The organism is Cellulomonas endophytica, assembly GCF_004123805.1.
Classification (GTDB): domain Bacteria; phylum Actinomycetota; class Actinomycetes; order Actinomycetales; family Cellulomonadaceae; genus Cellulomonas; species Cellulomonas endophytica.
The window spans coordinates 53,475-75,485 of the sequence record NZ_RWJX01000014.1; the positions used below are offsets into that span (position 1 = coordinate 53,475).

Below are 22,011 nucleotides of genomic sequence, written 5' to 3' on the forward strand. Positions count from 1 at the left end.
GGCTCAGGCGGGGTCGACCGGCCCCTCGGCGCCGGGGTCCCCGACCAGCGCGAGCACGTCCCGGGCACCGGCCACCATGGCCACGTCGAGGAAGGTCCCGTCCTCGAGCACGAGCACCCCGGCGCCCGCCTCCCGCGCGTCCCCGACCCGGCGCAGCACCTCGCGGGCGCGGGCGACCTCGTCGGGCGCCGGGAGGAACTCCTCGCGGATGGGCGCGAGCTGGGCGGGGTGGATCGCCGCCCGGCCGCGCAGCCCCAGCGCCCGGCCGGCGCGGCAGGAGGCCCGCAGGCCCGCCTCGTCGCGCACGTGCGGGTGGACGGACATGACGGGGGCCGGCAGCCCCGCGGCCCGCGCCGCGACGACGAGCCGGCCGCGCGCCCACGTCAGCCCCGCCTCCTCGCGGATCCCGAGCGCGGAGCGCAGGTCCGCCTCCCCCAGGCCGACCGAGGCCACCGCCGGGTCCGCCGACGCGAGGTCGAACGCGCGCTCGACACCGAGCGCGGACTCCAGGAGCAGGTGCAGGCGCCGCCCGGGCAGGGCCCCGACGAGGGCCGCCACCTCCTCGACGCGCTCGACCTTGGGGACCCGGACCTCCACGTGCAGGGGCAGCGCGGCGACCGCGGCCCGGTCGGCGTCCGCCCAGGAGGTGCCGGCGGCGTTCAGCCGGACCTGCACGGGCCGGCCCGGGTGGGCCGCGACGAGCGCCGCGAGGCCCGCGCGGGCGGCGCTCTTCGCCACGGGGGCGACGGCGTCCTCCAGGTCGAGCACCACCACGTCGGCGTCGCCCGCGAGCGCCTTCGCCGCCCGGTCGGGCCGGTCCGCGGGCGCGTAGAGCAGCGTGAGGACGGGCCGGCTCACACGGCCCCCTGCTCCCGCAGGGCCGTGACCTCGTCGGGCGTGAAGCCGAGCTCGGACAGGACGGCGTCGGTGTCCGCGCCGGGCGGACGGCCGGTGAAGGAGAGCACCGCGTCCGCATCCGACAGCCGGAACAGCGGCCCCTGGACGAGCACCTCGCCGAGCTCGGGGTCGTCCATGGCGTGCACCGTCCCCAGCGCCCGGAACTGCGGGTCCTCGACGATGTCGTGCGCGTCGTAGACCGGCGCCACCGCCGCCTGCGCCCGCTCGAACGCCGCGAGCACCTCCGCCCGGTCGCGCTGCGCGATCCAGCCGCCCACCGCCTCGTCGAGGACGTCCGCGTGCCGCGCCCGCTGGGCGCCGTCCGCGAACCACGGCTCGGCCGCGAGGTCGGGACGGCCGACGAGGTCCATGACGCGCTCGGCGATGGAGTGCGCGGAGGTGGACACCGCCACCCAGTGCCCGTCGCGCGTGCGGTAGGTGTTGCGGGGGGCGTTGTTCGACGAGCGGTTGCCCGTGCGCGCCTGCACCGTGCGCAGCTGGTCCCACCGCGTGATCTGCGGCCCGAGCATCGCGAGGATGGGCTCGATGATCGCGACGTCGACGACCTGCCCGCGCCCGGTCACCCTCCGCGCGTGCAGCGCCGTCATGATGGCGAAGGCCGTGGCCAGCGAGGCGACGCCGTCCGCCAGGCCGAAGGGCGGCAGGGTCGGCGGGCCGTCGGGCTCGCCCGTCATCGCCGCGAAGCCGCTCATCGCCTCGGCGAGGGTCCCGAAGCCCGGGCGCGACCGGTAGGGGCCGACCTGCCCGAACCCGCTGACGCGTGCGAGGACGAGCCGGGGGTTGCGCTCGGCGAGCACGTCGGGGCCGAGGCCCCACCGCTCCAGCGTGCCGGGGCGGAAGTTCTCGACGAGCACGTCGGCGCGCTCGGCGAGGGCCAGCAGGACGCGCCGGCCGCCCTCGGAGGACAGGTCGGCCGTGACGGTCCGCTTGTTGCGGCCGAGGGTCTTCCACCACAGGTTGACGCCGTCCTTCGCGGCGCCGTGGCCGCGCGAGGGGTCGGGCCGGCGGGGGTGCTCGACCTTGACGACGTCCGCGCCCAGGTCCCCGAGGTGCATCGCCGCCATGGGCCCGGCGAACAGCGTCGAGGCGTCGACGACGCGCAGGTCGTGCAGCGGCCCGTCGGCGCGCTCGCGGGAGACGCTCACGGGCGTGCCCTCCCGCCCGGCAGGCCGGAGCGCGGGTCCACGGGCGGGTCCGCGGGCAGGTCCCACGCGCAGCGGAAGCCCACGGCGGTGCTGCGGGCCAGGCCCATGCCCGGGACGAGGAGCTTCACCGTCACCTCCGGCGCCTGGGGGCCGCCCTCGAGGTACCAGTCGGACCCCTGCGCGCGGTAGGCGCACCCGCCCTTGAGCATCGCGAACCGCGTCCGGCCGTCCGTGTGCTCGCTCTCCGTGAGGTTCCGGACGAGGGGCTCGCGCCGTCGCCAGCCGCGCCCGGCCGCCGCGAGCTGCCACTCGTCCTCCGTCGGCAGCCGGCCGCCCCGCCAGGCTGCGTAGGCGCGGGCGTCGTCGAGGTCGACGAGCACCACGGGGGCGTCCTCCTGCCCGGGCGGCGGCGACCACGCACCGGCGGCGTCCCGGGTCCCGTGCGCGAGGAAGCGGTGGTCCGTGCGCGGCCGGTAGCCCGTGGCGGCCAGGAACGCCGCGTACTCGGCGTTCGTGACCTCCGCGCTCGCCACCGCCACCGGCTCGGCGCGGTGCCCGTCGCGCTGGAGCGTGCGCGCGTCGTGCAGGCGCGGCGGCAGGGGCTTCCACTCGTCGACGTAGGGCGCGCCCTGGTAGGTGCCCGTCTCGCGGGCCCGGTACCGGACGGTGAGCACCCAGTCGCCCGCGGGCAGGACCACGGCGTCCGGGGGCGGCCCGGCGTCGGGCGCCCGGGGGACGTCCGGCGGCGCGGGCACCACCCGGCGGGCGAGCCGGTGGGGGAAGGACGCGTCGGGGTCGGGGGCGAGGGCCCCGCTGCGCGCTCGCTCGAGCAGCGCCGGCAGCCAGGCCGGCGCCGCGGCCCCGGGCGCGAGCTCGAGCACGGCCGCGACGCCCCCCGCCGGCACGGGGACGGTGCCCCCGGGGGCGAGGTCCGCGCCGCCGAGGAGGTCCACGCGTCGGGAGCGGTCGGCCCCCGGGGCCGCGACGTCGACGTCCTGGCCGGCGGTGCTCGCCAGCGCCCACAGCGTCACGCCGTCGGCGGCGAAGGCCGAGGCGTGCACGCCGGCCGCGTCGGCCCCCTCGGGCAGGCCGGCCAGCGGCGTCCAGTCCCCGTCCAGCAGCAGGTCGTCGGCGACCCGCTGCACCGCGAGCACCCGGCGCAGGGTCGCGGCGTCGCGCGCGCTCCAGCCCACCCAGACCCCGAAGACGACCTCCCAGACCATGACGCCGACGCCGTTGAGCCAGGCGGAGCGCAGCTCCTCGGCGTGGTCCCGGTGCCAGCGCCGCACGTGGTGCTGCATGTGCCGGCGCTCGTAGAGGTGCGCGCGCAGGACGCCGGGCACGGGGCTGTCCGCGAAGAGCTGGGCCCACGACAGCGCGTGGTCGGCGACCCGCTCGACGGGCAGCGTCGACTCCCCCTCGAGGACGAGCCCGGGACGTGCCGCCTCCAGCCGCGCGACGAGGTCCGGGTCGGCCTTCTTCAGGGTGTCGAGGAAGACCCCGTCCGCGCCGAGGTCGGCGACGAGGGCCGCGAGCTCCTCGGCGTCCGGCCCGCCGCGCCGGGTGCCGACGTCCCAGGGGTTGTAGTCCACGAAGACGTGCAGCCCCGCTCCGCGCAGGTCGTCCACCAGCCCCCGCAGGCCGGGCACGTCCCGGTACCAGTCCCACTGGTTGCGCTCGTCGAGCCCGATGACGGGGTAGGCGTGCCACAGCACGACCGCGTCGAGCCCGCCGAAGCGGTCGGCGTCGGCGAGGAACCGCTCGGGCGTGAAGCGGCCCGTCGCGGCGTCGTGCAGGAGCTCGTCCCACAGCCAGACCTGGGCGACGGCGTGGCAGCGCGCCGCCCAGGCCGCCCCCGGGCGGCGGTAGGCCGCGTCGTCGTGGGCGTGGCGGCGCCGGGCGTCCTCCCGCCACCGCGCGAGCACGGCGCGCCACGCGGGCCGGTCGGCGGGGTCGTCCGGCGCGGCGAGCACCTTCGCCCGGTCGAGCGCGACGAGGTCCTCCGGCGTCGGGTCCAGCGGCACGGGCGTCGGCCGGTCGACCGGCCGCGGCACGAGCGGGTCGAACGCGAGGCCGAGGTCGCCCCCGGGCCGGGCGGTCACGGGACCGCCCCGGCGGCCGGGCCGGGGGCAGGAGGGGCGTCGGGGAGCACGGCGGACCCCGACGCCAGGGCCGATGCCACCTCCGCGGCCGAGGGCACCCCGGGCTGCGCGCCCGGGCGCTGCACCGCGAGGGCGCCCGCGACCACCGCGCGCCGGGCCGCCGTGACGAGGTCCTCCCCCGCCGCCAGCCCCGCGGCGAGCACGCCGCAGAACGTGTCGCCGGCCCCCGTCGTGTCCACCGCGGGCACGCGCGACGCGGGCACGGGCACCGGGTCGGCGTCCCGGACGAGCACGAGCGCGCCGTCGGGGCCGAGGGTGACGACGACCGCGGGCACGCGCTCCAGCAGCCGGGCCGCGAGCGCCTCCGGGGCGGCCGTCAGCCCGGCGGGGGCCGTGGCGGCCGGGCCCCCCGGCACCGGCGTCTCGCCCGCCTCCGTCGTCGCCAGGTCGGCGGCCTCCCCCTCGTTGACGACGAGCACGTCGACCGCCTCCCACAGCGCCTCGGGCAGCGGCCGCGACGGCGCCGCGTTGAGCACGAGCAGCGCCCCGGGCCGACGGGCGGCGCCCGCCGCCACGACGGTCTCCACGGGCACCTCGAGCTGCGCCAGCACCACGTCCGCCGCGGCCAGCACGGCCCGCGAGGCGTCGTCGAGGGCGACGCGCCCGTTGGCGCCCGGCGCCACGACGATGGCGTTCTCGCCGTCCGCGGCCACCGTGATGAGCGCCGTGCCGCTGGCCCCCTCGAGGCGCGCGACGTGCTCCGTGCCGACGCCCGCGCCCGTGAGGGACGCCAGCAGCAGGTCCGCCCCCTCGTCGCGCCCGACCGCCCCGACGAACGCCGTCCGGGCGCCACCGGCGCGCGCCGCCGCGACCGCCTGGTTCGCCCCCTTGCCGCCCGGGCTGCGGACGAGCTCGCCGCCCAGCACCGTCTCGCCCCCGACGGGGTGGTGCGGCACCGCCACGACGAGGTCGACGTTCGCGCTCCCGACGACGACGACGACCCCGCCGCCGCCCGGCCCGGCCCCCACGCCCCGCCCGTCCACGGCGCCCACGCCCTCGCCGCCGCCCGTGCCGTCCGTGCCGCCCGTGCCGTCCGTGCCGCCCGTGCCCTGCCCCGTCGTCGTCATGCCCCCACCCTGCCCGTCGCCGCCGACAGCAGCGCCGTGCGCGCCGCGAGGTCGGCGAAGGACCTCGTCGGCGGTCCCGGCAGGCTGGTGGCGACCTCGCCGCGCAGCGGCCGCCACCAGCGCTCCTCGATCCCGTCGAGGCCGCGCAGCGCCCCCACGACGGACCCGACGGTCGCCCCGACGGAGTCCGTGTCCCAGCCCGCCGTCACGGCCGCCGAGACGCTGGGCGTGAAGCGTCCCCGCCCGTGCGCCAGCGCGAAGGCCACCGTCGCGGCGTTGGGCAGCACGTGCACCCAGTGGTGCCGGCCCAGCGCCGCGTGCAGCGTGTCGAGCCCGGCGGACAGGTCACCGCCCGAGGCCCCCGCGCGGCGGCCGAGCGCCACCGCCGCCGCCAGCCGGCCGCCCGGCGGCAGCACGGCGCCGGCCGCGTCGAGCACGTCCTCGACGTCGTCCAGCACGAGGGACGCCGCGCAGAGGGCCGCGGCCCACGCCGCCCCCTGCGCCCCCGGCCCGGTGTGGCTCAGGCGCGCGTCGACGAGCGCCGACCGGGCCGCCGCGCGCACGTCGCCGGGGTGCGCCCAGCCGTGCACGTCGGCGCGGATGAGGGCGCCGATCCACCACCGGAAGGGGTTGTGGTGCGTGGCGGTGGCGGGCACGTCCCGGGCGTCGAGCAGGTTGCGCAGCGCCGCGCGCTCCGCGGTGAAGACGCGCCCGGCGGGCAGCGCGTCGAGCCACGCGGTGGCCACGTCGTCGGTCGTCAGGGCGCTCCCGTGGCGCTCGAGCAGGTCGAGGGCGAGCAGGGGGTAGTTGAGGTCGTCGTCCTCCGGCATCCCGTCGACCACCTCCTCGAGCGAGGTGGGCGCGCTGCGGCGGTTCCACGGCCAGCGCGCCGCGACCTCGTCCGGCAGGCCGACGGCCGTCAGGTACCGGTCGAGCGGCCAGCGGCCCGTGGCGCGCAGGATCTCCTCGATCCCCTGCCGCGGGATCTTCTCCACGGGCTTGCCGAGCAGGCACCCGGCGGCCCGGCCGGTCCACGCGCCGAGCAGCCGCGCCTCGAGCGCGGCCCTCCCGGGCGGCGGGGGCAGCACCGGCGCCGGCGGCAGCACGGCGACGAGGTCGTCCCACTCCGTCGGCTCCGCACCGGCCCCCGGGGCCGCAAACCGCAGATCCGTCAGCTCGTCGAGCAGCGCGCGCGCCAGCACCCGGAGCGCCGGCGGCGCCGGGACGGGCCCCGCGCCGCTGACGGCCGGGACGGGGTCCCCGCCGGCGGCGACCCACCGGTCCCGGACCGCCGCGACGTCGACGCCCTCGTCGGCGGCCTGGACGAGCTCGTGCGCGAGCAGGTCCTCCGGCTGCGCCCACGTCAGCCTCACGCGGTCTCCCCCGTGTCGGCGGACCACCCGATCGCGTCGGCCCCGGCGGTGCCCGCGCCGGGCTCCCCCGCCTCGTCGGCGCGGGCCACGCCCGCGACCGGGACCGTCGACCGGGCCGGCGCGGAGCCGGCCAGCACGTCGGCGATGCCCTGCGCCCGCGCGGCCGCCCGGCGGTGGTCGGCGGCGAGCACGTCGCGCGCCGCGTCGGCGAGCAGCCGCCCCGTGGCCCGGACGTCGGTGCGGCTCGCCGCCTCGACGGTGTCGAGCCACTCCGCCGGCACGGCGTCGGCTCCGTGCAGCCCCGCCGCGAGCGCGCCCGCCATGACGGCGATGGAGTCGGCGTCCCGCCCGTAGTTCACGGCGGCGAGCACCGACCCGCGGTAGTCGCCGCCGTGCCCGAGCAGCAGCCCGACCGCGGCGGGCAGCTCCTCGATGGCCTTCGTGCGGGAGGGCCGGCGCGCGTCGCGGGACATCGCCCGGTACTCCGGCCCGACGGAGTCGAACGGCGCGACCGCCTCCCGGACCGTCCGCGCGAGGGCCCGCTCCTCGTCGTCCGAGGTCGGGGGTCCGGCCCGCCCGGCGACCGCGTCCGTCACGGCGGCGAGCGCGTCCGCGGTGCCGTCGTGCGCGACGGCCCGCATCGCGGCGACGACGTCCGCCAGGGACGCGCCCGGCGCGACCGCCGCCGCCACCCCGGCGGCGAAGACCCCCGCCGCCTCCCGCCCGTAGCTCGACTGGTGCGCCCCCGCGACGTCGATCGCCTCCGCGTACGCCGCGCGCGGGTCGCCCGCGTTCACCACGCCGACGGGCGCCATGTACATCGCCGCGCCGCAGTTGACGATGTTGCCGACGCCGGCCTCGCGCGGGTCGACGTGCCCGTAGTGCAGCCGGGCGACGATCCACTTCTCCGCCAGGAACACCCGCTGGAGCAGCAGGGCCTCCGACTCCAGCTCGGGCACCCAGCGCGGCTCGCCGATCATGAGGGGCACGAGGTCCTCGGCCACGGCGTAGGCGTCGAGGTGGTCGCGCCGGGCGGCGTAGACCTCCACGAGCGCCTGCGTCATGAGGGTGTCGTCCGTGATGTGGCCGTCGCCCTTGTGGTACGGCGCGATGGGCCGGGCGGTGCGCCAGTCGGGCAGGAAGGGCCCCACGACGCCGGCGACCCGGCCGCCGTGGCGCGTCTCGATCTGCTCCGGCGTCCAGCCCTCCGTCGCGCCGCCCAGCGCGTCGCCCACGGCCGCCCCGGTGACCACCGCCACCGCCCGGTCCTCCAGCCAGTCCACCGCTCCCCCGCCCGTCGTCCCGTGCCCTCTGCCGGCTGCCGCCGCCGCCGCGTCAGGCGTTGATCTCGTCCCAGCCCGCCTGCAGCTCCTCGCCCAGGGCGGCCGCGTCGGTCTCGCCGGCGAGGAAGCGCTGGAAGGCCGGCGTCGCGACGGTGTCCTTCCACTGCGCGTACGCGTCGACGAAGAGGTACGGCGCGCCCGTGAAGTACTGGCCCGAGGCGAGGATCGGCGCCCAGTTGGGCTCCTCCGCGAGCTCGGTGGCCAGGGCCTCCTGCGCGGAGGTCGTCGCCGGGATGAGGGCGTCCGCCCGGTTGAGGGAGGCGAGGTTCTCGGGCTCCGTGAAGAACTCGAGGAACTGCGCGGCCTCCTCCGGGTGCTCGGAGTCGATGTTCACGGACAGCGTCTGCGGGTTGGCGGCCTGCTCGGCGCCCTCCGGCCCCTCGAGCGGGGGCAGGACGACCCAGTCGAAGCCCTCGGGGGCGTCCGTGGCGATGTTCGCGGCCTGGAAGGAGCCCTGGATCGTCATCGCGACCTGGCCGGCGTAGAACGAGGCGAGGACCTCCGAGCCGGTCTGGCTCAGCGTGACGGGGGCGAGGGTCCCGTCGGCGGTCATCTCGGCGACGAGCTCGGGCAGCGCCGTCTCGCCCTCGTCGACCACGAGCTCGGCGTCCGCGCCCGACCCGTCGAAGTACTCCCCGCCGAACTGCGGCCCGAGCGTCATGAAGGCGGCGGTCGGGCTCTTCAGGCCCCAGCCCAGGCCGGCCACGCCGCCCGCGGTCGTCGCCGTGGCGATCTCCCGGAGCTCGTCCCACGTCATCGTCTCCCCGCTGGGCACCTCCACGCCCGCGGCCTCGAGCAGGCCGCGGTTGGCGAAGACCATGTAGGACTGCAGCTCCGTGGGGTAGGCGATGACCTGGTCGTCCACGGTGACGGACTCCAGGACGCCCTCGGGGATGTCGGCGCGGCGCTCGTCCGACATGTACTCGGACAGGTCGGCGAGGTACCCGTCGCGGGCGAAGGGCACGATGCTCGCGGCCTCGTAGTGGATGACGTCCGGGGCCGCGCCGCCGTTGAACTGGGTGATGAGCTTGTCGTAGATGCCGTCCCACCCGGCGGGGACGATCTCGACCTGGACGTCGGGGTTCTCGGCGTTCCAGGAGTCGACGACCGCCTGCGTCGCCTCGATGGCGGCCGGCTGGTCGGACAGGGACTGGAACTCCAGGGTGACGGGCTCGGCCGCGTCGCCCGCGCCGTCCCCGGCGGCCGGCTCCTCGTCGCCCCCGCCCCCGCCGCAGGCGGTGAGCAGGAGCAGCGCGGCCAGGGGACCGGCGACGGCGGCGGTCCGACGGGTGGGGCGGGGGTGCCGATGGACCTGCATGGTGGGGTCACTCCTCCGGTGGGGCGGGACGTGCGGGCGGGGGCGGTGCGCCGTGGCGCGCGGGGGTGGGGGCGGCGTCGCGCTCACCCCTTCACCGCCCCGGACAGGAGGCCGCCGGTCAGCCGCTTCTGCATGATCGAGAAGAAGACGATGCTGGGGACGGCGGCGAGGATGCTGCCCGCGGCGAGGGGTCCGAGGGCGACCTTGCCCTCCCCGCCGATGAACATCTTCAGCGTGATGGGCAGCGTGTAGTTCTCCGGCGACTGCAGGAGGACGAGGGCGAAGAAGAACTCGTTCCACGACGAGACGAACGAGAACATCGCGGTGGCGACGATCCCGGGCATGAGCAGCGGGAAGACGATCTGCCGCAGCACCGAGGCGCGCCCGGCGCCGTCCATGGAGCCGGCCTCCTCCAGGTCCCGCGGGATCGCCGAGACGTAGCCCTGGAGCATCCACAGCGCGAACGGCAGCGTGTAGGTCGTGTGCACCAGCGTCAGCCCCACGAGGCTGTCCGTGAGCTCCACCGTCCGCAGGATGAGGAACAGCGGCAGGATCACGAGGATCACCGGGAAGACCTGGCTCACGAGGATCCAGCCCGTCCCCAGCGCCCGCATCGCTCCCCGGAAGCGGGCGAGGGCGTACGCGCCGGGCAGGGCGATGACGACGACGAGCGCGGTGGAGACCAGGGCCACCACCAGCGAGTTCGCCGAGGACCGCACCAGCCCCTGCCGCTCGAGCGCCTGGGAGTAGTTGTCCCAGCGCCACTCCGTCGGCAGCAGGCTCACGGTGAGCGAGTTCAGCTCCTCGGACGACTTCACCGAGGCGGACAGCAGCCACAGCAGCGGGAAGCCGAGGAACACGATGTACAGGGCCAGGGCGGTGTACTGCGCCGGCCGGACGAGGGTCCGCATCAGCGCGCTCCCTTCTCCTCGCGCAGCTGCGACCACAGGTAGACGGTCAGCAGCGCGACGACGACGACGACGAGGACCACGCCCATGGCGGCGGCGTACCCGATGTTCCGGTTCTTGAAGGCCTCGAGGTACGTGAAGAGCATCGGCAGCATCGTCTTGCCGCCGGGGCCGCCCTCCGTGAGGACGTACACGAGGCTGAAGCTGTTGAAGTTCCAGATGAAGTTCAGCGAGGTGATGGAGGTGACGATGGGGCGCAGGCTCGGCAGCGTCACCGCGGTGAAGCGCCGCCACGCGCCGGCGCCGTCCATGGACGCGGCCTCGTGGAGCTCGCCCGGGATCTGCTGCAGGCCCGCCAGGAGCGTCACCGTGGTCTGCGGCATCCCCACCCACACGCCGACGACGACGACGGCCGGCAGCGCGGTGGAGAAGTCGGCGAGCCAGTTGACGTCGTCGGGCAGGCCGACGGACCCCAGCGCGGCGTTGAGCGGCCCCGCGTTCGGGCTGTAGATCATCCGCCACATGATCGCCACGACGACGGGCGGCATGGCCCACGGGATGAGCGCCAGCACGCGCGTGAGCCCCTGCAGCCGCAGGTCGGCGGCCAGCAGCAGCGCCAGCCCCATCCCGGCGACGAGCTGCAGCAGCGTCACCGACACCGCCCAGACCATCCCGATGCGGAAGGACTCCCAGAAGAAGCCGTTGCCGAGGAGCCGCTCGAAGTTCTCCAGCCCGACGACGGAGTACTCGGGCCGCCGGACGAGGCGCGCGTCCGTGAAGGCGAGCGCGATCCCGACGACGAGCGGGGCGACCGACAGGACGAGCACGGGCAGGAGCGAGGGCAGCACGAGCGCGGCGGCCTCGCGGCGGCGGGCGCGGGTGGCGGCGCCGGAGCGGCGCGGGGGGCCCGGGGGGCGGGCCGACGTGCGGGCGGGCGCGGTGGCGGTGCTCACGGGGCGGCCTCCGGGGCGCTGCGGTGGACGGCGCCCGTGGACTCGCGGGCGACGAGGCGGGGTGCGACGAGCACGCTGCGGCGGACGCGGTCGGGCTCGTCGAGGCGGTCGAGCAGCAGCCGGGCGGCGGCGCGGCCGCGCTCGGCGGTGCCGAGCGAGACGGACGTGAGGGTCGGGTCGAGGAGCCCGGCCAGGTCGGTGTCGTCCATGCCCGTGACGGCCACGTCCTCGGGGACGCGCAGGCCGGCCTCCCGCGCCGCGCGCATCGCACCGACGGCGAGCAGGTCGTTGGCGGCCACGACCGCGTCCGGCACGGGCCGGGACGCGAAGAGCCGGCGGGCCGCCTCGAGGCCGGCCGCCGCGGTGAAGTCGGCGGCGACCGCCCCGCCGACGACCTCCGCGCGGAAGCCCGGCGCACCCGTCGCCTCGTCGAAGCCGCGCCGCCGCGCCGCGCCGGGGGTGGTGTCGAGCGGCCCGTTGAGGAAGGCCAGGCACCGGCGGCCGGTCGCGACGAGGTGCTCCACCGCGAGGCCGACGCCGGCGGCGGAGTCGGTGGACACGGAGTCGAGCGCGTCGGCGACGAGGGGCCGGCCGATGACGACCACCGGCACGGGGATCTCGCGCAGCGTGCGCACGAGCTCGTCGCTGATGCGCAGCGGGCTGATGACGAGGCCGTCGACGGACCCCGCCGCCAGCCCGCGCACGAGGTCGACCGTGTCCTGCGAGGTGCTGCCCGTCGGCGCGAGCAGGAGGCGCAGGCCCCGGGCGCCGACGACCGCCTGGATCGCCGTCATCATCTCGACGTAGACGGGGTTGCCGATGTCGGCGACGGCGAAGGCGATCTGCGACGTCCGGCGCAGGCGCAGCGAGCGCCCCGTGGCGTGGGGCTGGTAGCCGAGCTGCGTCGCCGCGGCGCGCACGCGCTCCACCATCGCCGCGCTGGCCCCCGTGCCGTGCAGGGCGCGGGACGCGGAGGCGAGGGACACCCCGGCGTGCTGGGCCACGTCGGGCAGGGTGGCGCGGTGCGGCACGGCGGCGGTCCTCCTCGGCTCTGAGGGGCGGTGCAGGTGCGGTGCGGTGCGGTGCAGGTGGCGTGCGGGTGCGGGTGCGAGGGCACGGCTGGAAACGTTTCCGATGCCGTGCTGCGATCCCATCACCGGCCGCGCGAGGTGTCAACCACCGACGCCGGACCGTGACCGTGGCGCACCCGATCCGTCGCCCGCTTCCCCGTGCGCCCCGGACGCGGCAGGCTGCCGCCGTGGACCACCGCCCCGTCGGCAACGTGTCGCTGCAGGCCTTCGCCGACGCCGCCGAGGCCTTCGTGCGGACCGTCGCCCTCGTCGGCGACCGGTGGGACGCCCCCGGGCTGGGGACGTGGGACGTGCGGGCCCTCGTCGGGCACACGGGCCGGTCCCTGCTGACCGTCGAGGCCTACCTGGCGCGGCCCGCGGCGGCGGTGGAGGTCCCGTCGGCCACCGCCTACTACGTCGCGACGTCCGCCCTGGCTGCGAGCGCCGAGGTCGAGGCGCGGGGCCGGGCGGCGGGGGCGGACCTCGGCGAGGACCCGGCGGCGGCCGTCGGGGTCCTCGCCGCGCGCGTCGTGCCCCTCGTCGCCGCGGCGGACGGGGACGGCCTGCTGACGACCGCCGCCGGTGGCATGCGGCTGCGGGACTACCTGCCGACGCGCACGGTCGAGCTCGTCGTGCACACCGCCGACCTCGCGCTCGCGCTCGGCCTGCCGCCGGACCCGCCGCCGGCCGCGGCCCGGGAGGCCCTCGCCGTGCTGGCCGAGCTGGCCGTCACCACGGGCCGGGCCGGGCCGCTGCTGCTCGCCGCGACGGGCCGCCCCGGGGCGCTCCCGCCGGGCTTCAGCGTCCTCTAGTCGGGCAGGTGCCCCGCGGCCGCCCCGTCACCAGGACGCCGGCGCCGTGACGAAGACGTCGAAGAGCTCGGGGTGGTGCCCGTGGACGAGCACCGCGAACACGACGGCGTCGAAGAGCAGGTGGACGGTGAGCACGTAGGTGAGCGAGGCGGTCCGCTGGAACGTGAAGCCCTGGACCAGCGCGAACGGGATCGTCAGCAGCGGTCCCCAGCTGCGGTAGCCGAGCTCCCACAGGAACGAGACGAAGACGACCATCTGCAGCAGGTTGGCCTGCCAGGGCGGGAAGTGGCGGCGCAGCAGCGCGTAGACCGTGCAGACGAAGAAGAGCTCGTCCCAGGTGCCGACCGCGGCGACCCCGACGAAGAGGCGCGCGATCTCCTGCCCGCCCTCGAGCTCGGGCCAGTTGCGCCACACGCCCGAGGACAGGAAGTACCAGGGCAGGACGAGGTAGCCCGCCCCCAGCACGCCGACGAGGTACGCCCAGTGCACGCGGGTCCAGGGGCGTCGGGCGCGCCAGGGGAACCGCACCACGTCGTCGCGCAGCCAGTACCGGCTCAGCGCCCAGGGCAGCGCGACCGCCAGGGACAGCGCCACGCCGAACCGGAGGATGCCGGCGTCGGAGAGGTCGGCCTCCAGCGAGATGGCGCTCACGGTCGCCATGCCGACCGCGACGAGCAGCAGGTGCCGGCCCAGCGGCCGGTCGACGAGCAGCCCCAGCACCACGCCGAGCACGAGCGGCACGTAGGCCAGCGGCCGGACGTGGACGGCGAAGAGCAGCACCGCGGCGAGGGACACCAGGCCCGCCGCCACCAGGCGCGCGGCCGCCTGCCCGCGGGTGAGCGCCCGCCCGCCGCCGGGGTCGGCGAGGGCGTCTCCGGGCAGCGCGTGCTCGACCACGCGCCCACCCTGCCCGAGGACCCGCCCGGCGACCACCGGCGGGGCGGGGTGCCTGCGGGGTCCGTCGCAGGTGGCCGACGGGACCCGGTGGCCGGCACCCCTTCCCTCCGGGCCTCGTCCGTCGTAACGTACAACCTCGTGGTTGTAGATCAGGACGCGGAGGCCGTGGACCGGCTCTTCGGCGCCCTGGCCGACCGCACCCGGCGGGACATCGTCGTGCGCGTGCTGCGGGAGGAGGCCACGGTCAGCGGCCTCGCCCGGGGCTACGCCATGAGCTTCGCCGCGGTGCAGAAGCACGTCGCGGTGCTCGAGCGCGCGGGCCTGGTGACGAAGGAGCGGCGCGGACGGGAGGTCGTCGTGCGGCCGGGCATCGAGGCCGTGCGGTCCGCGGCGGCGCTGCTCCTGGGCTACGAGAGCCTCTGGCGGGGCCGGCTGGACCGCTTCGAGCGGCTGCTGCAGGAGGAGGACCAGGAGGCCGCGGGCGCGACCACCACGAGCACGACCGGCACGACGAGCACGACGAGCACGACGAGCACGACCGGGGACGCCACCACGGGCGCCCCCGCCCCGACCGGCACCGACCGGGCGCCGACCGAGCACCGAGGAGAGGACCGATGACGATCACCAGCGTGCAGCAGGACCCGGAGGCGGCGACGCTCACCGTCGTGACCCAGCTGGCCGCGAGCCCGGAGGAGGCGTGGCGCCTGTGGGCCGACCCGCGCCGCCTCGAGCGGTGGTGGGGCCCGCCGACCTGGCCGGCGACGTTCGAGACGCACGACCTGGCGCCCGGCGGCTCCGCGACGTACTCCATGACCGGCCCGGAGGGCGAGCGCGCCCGGGGGTGGTGGCGCTTCACGGAGGTCGACGCGCCGCACCTCCTCGCGTTCGAGGACGGGTTCGCCGACGACGAGGGACGCCCCGCCGACGGACCCGTGACCCGGATGCGCGCCGTGCTCGAGGCGGCGGACGGCGGCACCCGCATGACCCTGACGAGCACGTTCGCCTCCCCCCAGGACATGCAGGGGCTCGTCGCGATGGGCATGGTCGAGGGCCTCCAGGAGGCCCTCTCCCAGATCGACGGCCTGCTCGTCGCCGCCTGACGCGTGCCGCACCCGGCGTCGCCCGGGCGGCGCCGCCCCGCCCTCCGCATCCGGGGGGCGGGGCGTCGTCGCGCCGGGCACCGCGGGGCGAGGCGGGCGGTGCGTGGACGGGAGCGGGGCGGCGGGGCGGGGCAGGGCGGGCACGGCGTGGCGGCCGGGCGTCCCGGGTGCGACCCTGGTCGCCGGACCGGTGCGGACCCCCGCCGGTGCCGCTCGTAGGCCGGAGTCGCCGTGGACGCCGTCAGCCCCCTGCCGCTGCTCCCCGGGCCGGCGACCGCCGCCGGACCCGTCCGGGGGTCGGAGCGCGGCCCCCGCGTCCGCACCGCGGCCCGCCCGACCCTGCCGGCCCCGGCCCCGCCGGGCGACCTCGTGCCGGCGGCGCTCGCGCTGCCCGCACCCCGCACGGGCGTCCGCACGGTCGGCGTCGAGGAGGAGCTGCTCCTCGTCGACCCCGCCTCCGGCCGGCCCGTCCCGCGCGCGGGCGAGGCCCTGGCGGCCGCCGGGCGCGCCGCCGACCCGCTGCCCGGCAAGCCCCCGGTCGCGGTGGACCTCACCACGGAGCTCCAGCAGGAGCAGCTGGAGACGGCGACACCGCCCCGCACGGACGCCGGTGACCTCCTCGAGGACCTGCGCCGCCTGCGCGCGGCCGCCGACGACGCCGCCCGGGCGGTCGGGGCGCGGGCCGCGGCGCTGGCGTGCTCGCCGCTGCCCGTCCGGCCGCACCTGGCGCCCGGCGAGCGGTACGCGGCGATCGCGGCGCAGTTCGCGCGCACCTCGGCGGAGCAGCTGACGAGCGGCTGCCACGTGCACGTCGCCGTGACCGACGCCGAGGAGGGCGTCGGCGTGCTCGACCGCCTCCGGCCGTGGCTGGCGACGCTGCTGGCGCTGTCCGCCAACTCGCCCTTCGCGGACGGGCTGGACACGGGCTACGCCGCCTGGCGGCCGCAGGCCTGGGTGCGGTGGCCCGGCTCCGGGCCGTCCGACCCCTTCGGCTCCGCGGCGGCGTACCGGGCGACGGTCGCGGCGATGCTCGGCACGGGCGTCCCGCTCGACGAGGGCATGGTCTACCTCGACGCGCGCCTGTCGGCCCGTTGGCCGACGGTGGAGATCCGCGTCGCCGACGTCTGCCTCGACCCGCGCGACGCCGTCCTCCTCGCGGTGCTCGCCCGGGCGCTAGTCACCACCGCGGCGCAGGAGCACGCCGAGGGCCGGCCCGTCCCGGTGGTCCCGACGCCGGTCCTCCGCCTGGCGAGCTGGCGGGCGAGCCGGTCCGGGACGGAGGACGTGCTCGTCCACCCCGTCACGGTGCGGCCGGTGCCCGCGCCCGTCGCGGTCGCGGCCCTGGTCACGCACGTGCGGCCGGCGCTGGAGGAGGCCGGCGACCTGCGCCGCGCCGCGACCGGGGTCGCCCGGGTGCTGCGCCGCGGCGGCGGGGCCCGCCGCCAGCGCCAGGTGCTCGCGGCGACGGGCGACCTCGCCGCGGTCGTCGCCGATGCCGTCGAGCGCACGCGCGGCTGACGGCACCGGACCGGACGCCCGGCCGGGCGGCACGCACGCGGCCGGACGCGGCCGACCGCGACCGCCCGCGACCGCCCGTCAGGGCGCGATGACCAGCTCGCCGACGAGCCCGCCCTGCAGGGTGAACCGGTAGCGGAGGTCCACGACGCCGCCGGGGAAGTCGCCCGTCAGCCGGTGCGTCACCACCCAGCGGTCGTCGTCGACGCGCTCGGCGGCGAGGCGCTCCGCCGTCCAGGAGTAGCCGCCGTCGCCCTTCGTCAGGAAGCGGCGGATCCCGTCGGTGCCCGCGTACGTCGTGCCGTCGTCGACGACGACGGCCGTCGGGGTGAAGGCCCGCAGCGCGGCGGCGGTGTCGCGGGCCCCGTGCGCCGCGAGGAAGTCCTCGAGGATCGCGGGGAGGGGGATGGGCGAGGCGGACGGGGTGCGGGTGGTCGCGCTCATGGCCCCACCGTGCGTGCTCCCGCGGCGGGAGCCGCCAGCGCTGGACCCTCCCCCGGGGGGAGGGTCCACGATGGCGGCGTGCTGGCCATCGGGGAGTTCTCGCGCCTGACGCACCTCAGCGTGCGCACGCTGCGCCGCTACCACCAGGCGGGGCTCCTCAAGCCGGCCGCCGTGGACCCCGTGACGGGCTACCGCTCCTACACGGCGGACCAGATCCCCACCGCGCAGGTCGTCCACCGCCTGCGCGAGCTGGACGTCCCCCTCGCCGACGTGCGCCGGATCCTGCTCGCCGACGACCCGCACCGGCGCGCGGACCTCGTCGGCGACCACCTCCACCGCCTCGAGCACGAGCTCGCCCGGACCCGGGCGGCGGTCGTCTCGCTGCGCCGGCTGCTGCGTCCCGCCCCGGCCCCGCTCGCCGTGGAGCTGCGCGCCGTCCCCGCGGCGACCGTGGCCGCGGTCGCCGGGGACGTCGCGCACGCGGACGTGCTCGCCTGGTACTCCGGCGCCATGGCCGAGCTCGACGCGGTCGTCGAGGCCCCGACGGGGGCGCCGGGCGGGCTCTACGCCGACGCGCTGCTCGCCGGGGGCCGCGGGCGCGCGGTCGTCTACCGGCCGACGGACCGGCCCGGGCGGCTCGGTCGCGTGCACCCGCTGGACCTGCCCGCCGTCGAGCTGGCGGTGGCCACCCACGTGGGCGAGCACGACGACATCGACGTCACCTACGGCGAGCTGGGGTCGTGGGTCGTGGCGAACACGCTCGCGGTCGCCGGGCCGGTGCGGGAGACGTACCTCGTCGGCCCCCGGGACACCCCCGACCCGGGGGCCTGGCGGACGGAGATCGGGTGGCCGGTCTTCCGCGTGGGCCCCGGGGCGCCCCCGGCCTGACCTCCAAACCGGTACCGCCCGCCGTCAGCAGCAGCGCGCCCCCGGGGTGCGGTCGGCCTCGGCGTGCGCGGCGCGCCAGAAGGCGGCCGGGTCCAGCGGCGGCTCGCCCGGGTGGTGGCGCTCGTGGTGGCGCCGGTACGCGGCGTAGCGGTCGGTGCCGGCGGCACCCCGCACGACGAGACGCAGGGCCTGCGCGAGGTCGCCGGCGGTCCGCCGCAGCGCGCCGGCGGCCGCGCGCAGCGGCCCGTCGGGACGTCCGTGCCCCACCGCCGCGCCCGCGCTCACCCGTGCCCCCCGCCGCCGACGAGGAGCTGGCGCTCGGCGGGCTGGCGCGCCCACTCCGTCTCCAGCGCGCGCTCCTCGGCCGTCGGGAGCAGGCCGGCCGGGGCGTAGGTGGCGGAGGCCACGGGGGCGTCCTCGGCGGTGGGCCCGCCGTCGTCGCGCCAGGCGCGCAGCACGGCGGCCACGGCCGAGCCCGCCACGATCACGGTCAGCACCGCGAAGAGGATCGACAGGGAGCCCTGGACGGCGGTGTTGCGCACGACCGCCCGCATCGCCTCGACGGACGTCGCGGTCCCGAAGGACGTCTCCCCCGCCGCGAGCGCGTCGGAGAACGCCCGGTTCTGCGCCCAGTACCCGACCTTCGGGTCCGAGGAGAAGATCTTGTGCCAGGAGCCGGTGAGCGTGACCGCCAGGTCGAAGACGAGCGGGATGCCCGGGATCCACAGCAGCCGGAAGGCGTGCCGCCCGCGCTTGGCGATGATCGCCGTGCAGACGAGCAGCGCGATCGCCGCCAGGAGCTGGTTGGCGATGCCGAACAGCGGGAAGAAGGTGTTGATGCCGCCGAGCGGGTCGGTGACGCCGAGCAGCAGGATGGCGCCCCACGCGGCGACCATGATCCCCGTGGCCAGCCACACCCCCGGGCGCCAGTCGTTGTCGCGGAAGCGCGGGTGCAGGTTGCCGAGCGCGTCCTGGAGCTGGAATCGGGCCACGCGGGTGCCGGCGTCGACGGCGGTGAGGATGAACAGCGCCTCGAACATGATCGCGAAGTGGTACCAGAAGCCCATGAGCCCGGTGCCGGTGAGCCCCTGCATGATCTGGGCGATCCCGAGGGCCAGGGTCGGCGCACCGCCCGTGCGCGAGACCACGCTCTCCTCGCCGACGGAGGAGGCCACGCCCTCGAGCGTCTCCGGCGTCAGCGCCACGCCCGTCAGGCCGAGCCCGTTGACGAACTCGGCGGCACCGACGGCGTCGCCGCCCGTGGCCGCCGCGGAGGCGTTCATCGCGAAGTAGATGCCGCGGTCGATGGACAGCGCCGCGACGAAGGCCATGATCGCGACGAACGACTCCATGAGCATGCCGCCGTAGCCGATGAACCGCGTCTGGCGCTCCTTGTGCACCATCTTCGGCGTCGTCCCCGAGGCGATGAGCGCGTGGAACCCCGACAGGGCCCCGCACGCGATGGTGACGAAGAGGAAGGGGAACAGCGGGCCGGACCACACGGGCCCGTCCTGCCGCGGCGCGAACTCGCTGAGCGCGGGGGCGGAGATCTCGGGCCGGACCACGACGATCGCCACCGCCAGCATGACGATGACGCCGATCTTCATGAACGTGGACAGGTAGTCGCGCGGCGCGAGCAGCAGCCAGACGGGCAGCACGGCCGCGACGAACCCGTAGACGATGATCGCCACCGCGATGACCTCGCGGTCGAGCGTGAACAGCTGCTGGCCCCAGGCCGTCTCGGACACCCAGCCGCCGGCGACGATCGCCAGCAGGAGGGCGGCGAAGCCGATGACGGAGACCTCCATGACCTTGCCGGGCCGGATCCGCCGCAGGTAGACGCCCATGAACAGCGCGATGGGGATCGTCATGCCGACGGAGAAGACGCCCCACGGGCTCTCGCCGAGGGCGTTGACCACCACGAGGGCGAGGATCGCCACGATGATGACCATGATCGTCAGCGTGGCGACGATGGCCGCCGTCCCGCCGACCCGGCCGAGCTCGTCGCGGGCCATCTGGCCCAGGGAGCGGCCGCCGCGCCGCATGGAGAAGAAGAGGACGAGGTAGTCCTGCACCGCGCCGGCGAGCACGACGCCGACGACGATCCAGATCGTGCCGGGCAGGTAGCCCATCTGCGCCGCGAGCACGGGCCCGACGAGCGGCCCCGCGCCGGCGATGGCCGCGAAGTGGTGGCCGAACAGCACCCGCCGGTCCGTGACGACGTAGTCCTTGCCGTTCGCGGAGTGCTCCGCGGGCGTGGCGCGGCGGTCGTCGGGGCGCAGGAGGCGGCGCTGGATGTAGTGGGAGTAGAAGCGGTACGCGACGAGGTACGTGCACACGGCCGCGAAGACGAACCAGACGGCGTTGATCGTCTCGCCGCGCCCGAGCGCGATGACCGACCAGGCGGCGCCGCCGAGCAGCGCGACGAGGACCCACACGGCGACCCGCAGCGGGGTCCGGCGCGGCCGGTCGAGCACCTCGGGGTCCACCGCCGTCGGCGGCAGGCCGGGCTCCGCCGCGAGCCCGCTCGTGTCCCACTCACGGGGGCGGTCCTGCGCCCCTGCGTCCTGCGGACGTGTCGTCACGGCACTCCTCCTCGCGCCGGCGCGGGCCCCGTCGGCCGCACCCGGGGGCATCCTGCTCGGCGCCGGCCCGGTCGGCCACCCGGACGGGTGAGGCAGAGGGGCGCAGAGGGGCGCAGAGGGGCGCGGGTCAGCGCAGGCGGACGACGAGGAGCGCGACGTCGTCCTCGGGGGCGGCGCCGGCCGTCGCCAGGAGGCGGTCGCACAGGTCCTCGGCGGAGACCGCCGGCGCGCCGGCGAGCGCGGCGCGCAGCCGCTCGAGGCCGGCGGCCAGCGGCTCGCCCCGCCGCTCGACGAGGCCGTCCGTGTAGAGGACGAGGGCGCTGCCGGGGGCCAGGTCGGCGACGAGCCCGGCGCGCGGGCGGTCGGCGGCGACGCCGAGGACGAGGTCGGTGGCGGCGTCGAGGTACCGGGCCTCCCCGTCCGGCGCGACGACCAGGGGCGGCAGGTGCCCGGCGTTGGACCACCGCAGCGTGCGGTGCCCCGGGGCGGCCCCGGCCTCGCCCTGCTCGAGCTGGGCGACGACGGCGCTGGCCACCGCGCCGACGCGCAGGGCCGCGAGCGCCCGGTCGAGGTCCGCCAGGATCTCCGCGGGCGGTCGACCGGCGGTGATCGCCACGCCGCGGAGCAGGTTGCGCAGCTGCGCCATCGCCCCGGCGGCCTGCCGGTCGTGCCCGGCGACGTCGCCGATGGCGAGGGTGAGGGTCCCGCCGGGCGCGTCGGGGCCGTCCGGACCGGGGACGAGGAACGCGTCGTACCAGTCGCCGCCGATCCGGGCGTGCTGCGCGGCCGGCCGGTACCGCACCGCGACCTCGAGGCCGGGCGGCTGCACGGGGGCCGTCAGCGCCGTGCGCTGGAGCTCCTCCGACAGGCCGCGCTCGGCGGTGGCGGCGGCCAGCTCGTCGCGCACGAGCTCGTCGAAACGCCACGCGGCCAGGCCGACGGCGCTCATGAGGGCGATGAACCCGCCGTGCACCCCCGCCCACGCCCACGGGTGCTCGATCGCCTCGGGGTGGTTGTAGATCGAGGCGGGGTCGAGCGTGCCCAGCACCCCGTGGTGGAGCACCACGAAGGCCACCGCCGAGAGGAACGGCGCCCACTGCTGGTACAGCGTGACGGCGCCGACGATGACGAAGAAGAGGAAGTGCATCTCGATGAGCCCGTGCGAGAGGTGCACGAGCACCGCGGTGACCCCGAGCATCGCGACGGAGGCGACCGAGGCCGCGAGCCGGCGGTGGTGGTGGGGCACGGCGGCCGCCACCCCGGCCGCGCCCAGCACCGCGGCGGCGGGCACCACGCCGCCCGCACCGTGCGCGCGGGACGCCCACCCGGCCGCGACGAGCGCCAGCACGCCGAGGAACACGAGCACCGCCCGGTGGCGCCCGCGCCACGACCCCTCGGGCAGGTCGACGCCGTACGGCAGGAGCCGGGCGCGCAGCCGGCGCACCCGGCTGGCCGGCGGGGCGGCCGTGGCGCCGGCCGGGCGTGCGGAGGCCGCGGCGCCCGTCCCGGTGCG

At 77.4% G+C, this 22,011-nt stretch carries 19 protein-coding genes and 1 pseudogene; 5 read left to right on the plus strand and 15 right to left on the minus strand.

What is annotated here, in order from left to right:
• Positions 1-3 precede the first annotated feature (3 nt).
• From EJA20_RS06360 to EJA20_RS06405, 10 genes are all read right to left on the minus strand, one after another.
• Positions 4-858, minus strand: a complete 855-nt coding sequence (locus EJA20_RS06360) for an HpcH/HpaI aldolase/citrate lyase family protein (protein WP_129337323.1) — start codon at positions 856-858, stop codon at positions 4-6.
• Complete coding sequence (locus EJA20_RS06365) at positions 855-2,063, minus strand: CaiB/BaiF CoA transferase family protein (RefSeq protein ID WP_129337324.1); 1,209 nt, start codon at positions 2,061-2,063, stop codon at positions 855-857. The genes EJA20_RS06360 and EJA20_RS06365 overlap by 4 nt, the downstream gene beginning before the upstream one ends.
• A complete protein-coding gene (locus EJA20_RS06370; protein ID WP_129337325.1) occupies positions 2,060-4,165 on the minus strand; it encodes an SUMF1/EgtB/PvdO family nonheme iron enzyme in 2,106 nt (701 codons plus the stop codon). Before EJA20_RS06370 ends, EJA20_RS06365 begins: the two co-directional genes overlap by 4 nt.
• Complete coding sequence (locus tag EJA20_RS06375) at positions 4,162-5,292, minus strand: ribokinase (RefSeq protein WP_129337326.1); 1,131 nt, start codon at positions 5,290-5,292, stop codon at positions 4,162-4,164. Before EJA20_RS06375 ends, EJA20_RS06370 begins: the two co-directional genes overlap by 4 nt.
• Positions 5,289-6,665: an ADP-ribosylglycohydrolase family protein gene (locus tag EJA20_RS06380; protein WP_129337327.1), complete on the minus strand. Its 1,377-nt coding sequence runs from the start codon at positions 6,663-6,665 to the stop codon at positions 5,289-5,291. Before EJA20_RS06380 ends, EJA20_RS06375 begins: the two co-directional genes overlap by 4 nt.
• Complete coding sequence (locus EJA20_RS06385) at positions 6,662-7,948, minus strand: ADP-ribosylglycohydrolase family protein (RefSeq protein ID WP_129337328.1); 1,287 nt, start codon at positions 7,946-7,948, stop codon at positions 6,662-6,664. Before EJA20_RS06385 ends, EJA20_RS06380 begins: the two co-directional genes overlap by 4 nt.
• A 52-nt stretch (positions 7,949-8,000) precedes the next feature.
• Positions 8,001-9,326 carry an ABC transporter substrate-binding protein gene (locus tag EJA20_RS06390; RefSeq protein WP_129337329.1) on the minus strand — a complete coding sequence of 442 codons (1,326 nt, stop codon included), beginning with the start codon at positions 9,324-9,326 and terminating at the stop codon, positions 8,001-8,003.
• 83 nt (positions 9,327-9,409) lie between these two features.
• Positions 9,410-10,237 (minus strand): carbohydrate ABC transporter permease, encoded by an 828-nt coding sequence (locus EJA20_RS06395; RefSeq protein ID WP_129337330.1) that lies wholly within the window; start codon positions 10,235-10,237, stop codon positions 9,410-9,412.
• Positions 10,237-11,187: a carbohydrate ABC transporter permease gene (locus EJA20_RS06400; RefSeq protein WP_129337331.1), complete on the minus strand. Its 951-nt coding sequence runs from the start codon at positions 11,185-11,187 to the stop codon at positions 10,237-10,239. Before EJA20_RS06400 ends, EJA20_RS06395 begins: the two co-directional genes overlap by 1 nt.
• The gene (locus EJA20_RS06405) at positions 11,184-12,218 is read right to left on the minus strand and encodes a LacI family DNA-binding transcriptional regulator (RefSeq protein ID WP_240675114.1); all 1,035 of its coding nucleotides are present in this window, start codon (positions 12,216-12,218) and stop codon (positions 11,184-11,186) included. The genes EJA20_RS06400 and EJA20_RS06405 overlap by 4 nt, the downstream gene beginning before the upstream one ends.
• A gap of 227 nt (positions 12,219-12,445) precedes the next feature.
• Between EJA20_RS06405 and EJA20_RS06410 the strand changes: the two genes are divergently transcribed.
• Complete coding sequence (locus EJA20_RS06410; protein ID WP_129337333.1) at positions 12,446-13,069, plus strand: maleylpyruvate isomerase N-terminal domain-containing protein; 624 nt, start codon at positions 12,446-12,448, stop codon at positions 13,067-13,069.
• A 27-nt stretch (positions 13,070-13,096) separates the two neighbouring features.
• Here EJA20_RS06410 and EJA20_RS06415 read toward each other — a convergent pair whose 3' ends face one another.
• A complete protein-coding gene (locus EJA20_RS06415) occupies positions 13,097-13,966 on the minus strand; it encodes a CPBP family glutamic-type intramembrane protease (protein WP_420836407.1) in 870 nt (289 codons plus the stop codon).
• A 138-nt stretch (positions 13,967-14,104) separates the two neighbouring features.
• Between EJA20_RS06415 and EJA20_RS06420 the strand changes: the two are divergent.
• The 3 genes and pseudogenes from EJA20_RS06420 to EJA20_RS06430 all read left to right on the plus strand — a co-directional run.
• Positions 14,105-14,434, plus strand: a pseudogene (locus EJA20_RS06420) (ArsR/SmtB family transcription factor); the annotation flags it as partial.
• A 146-nt stretch (positions 14,435-14,580) separates the two neighbouring features.
• A complete protein-coding gene (locus EJA20_RS06425) occupies positions 14,581-15,066 on the plus strand; it encodes an SRPBCC family protein (protein WP_129337334.1) in 486 nt (161 codons plus the stop codon).
• Between the two features lie 231 nt (positions 15,067-15,297).
• On the plus strand, positions 15,298-16,584 hold the full coding sequence (locus EJA20_RS06430) for a glutamate--cysteine ligase (protein ID WP_240675115.1): 1,287 nt from the start codon (positions 15,298-15,300) through the stop codon (positions 16,582-16,584).
• Between the two features lie 78 nt (positions 16,585-16,662).
• Here the strand turns inward: EJA20_RS06430 and EJA20_RS06435 are convergent, their stop codons facing one another.
• Positions 16,663-17,025: a nuclear transport factor 2 family protein gene (locus EJA20_RS06435; RefSeq protein WP_129337335.1), complete on the minus strand. Its 363-nt coding sequence runs from the start codon at positions 17,023-17,025 to the stop codon at positions 16,663-16,665.
• A 78-nt stretch (positions 17,026-17,103) separates the two neighbouring features.
• On the opposite strand from EJA20_RS06435, the gene EJA20_RS06440 reads away from it, so the two are divergent.
• The gene (locus tag EJA20_RS06440) at positions 17,104-17,913 is read left to right on the plus strand and encodes a MerR family transcriptional regulator (protein ID WP_129337336.1); all 810 of its coding nucleotides are present in this window, start codon (positions 17,104-17,106) and stop codon (positions 17,911-17,913) included.
• A gap of 24 nt (positions 17,914-17,937) precedes the next feature.
• On the opposite strand, the gene EJA20_RS06445 is transcribed toward EJA20_RS06440, so the two are convergent.
• The 3 genes from EJA20_RS06445 to EJA20_RS06455 form a co-directional block, all read right to left on the minus strand.
• Positions 17,938-18,198, minus strand: coding sequence for a CstA-like transporter-associated (seleno)protein (locus EJA20_RS06445; protein WP_164983858.1), 261 nt, complete (start codon positions 18,196-18,198; stop codon positions 17,938-17,940).
• Complete coding sequence (locus tag EJA20_RS06450) at positions 18,195-20,549, minus strand: carbon starvation CstA family protein (protein WP_129337338.1); 2,355 nt, start codon at positions 20,547-20,549, stop codon at positions 18,195-18,197. Before EJA20_RS06450 ends, EJA20_RS06445 begins: the two co-directional genes overlap by 4 nt.
• Positions 20,550-20,625: 76 nt before the next feature.
• Positions 20,626-22,011 (minus strand): PP2C family protein-serine/threonine phosphatase (locus EJA20_RS06455; protein ID WP_164983859.1); only part of this gene is annotated, 1,386 nt, incomplete at its 5' end.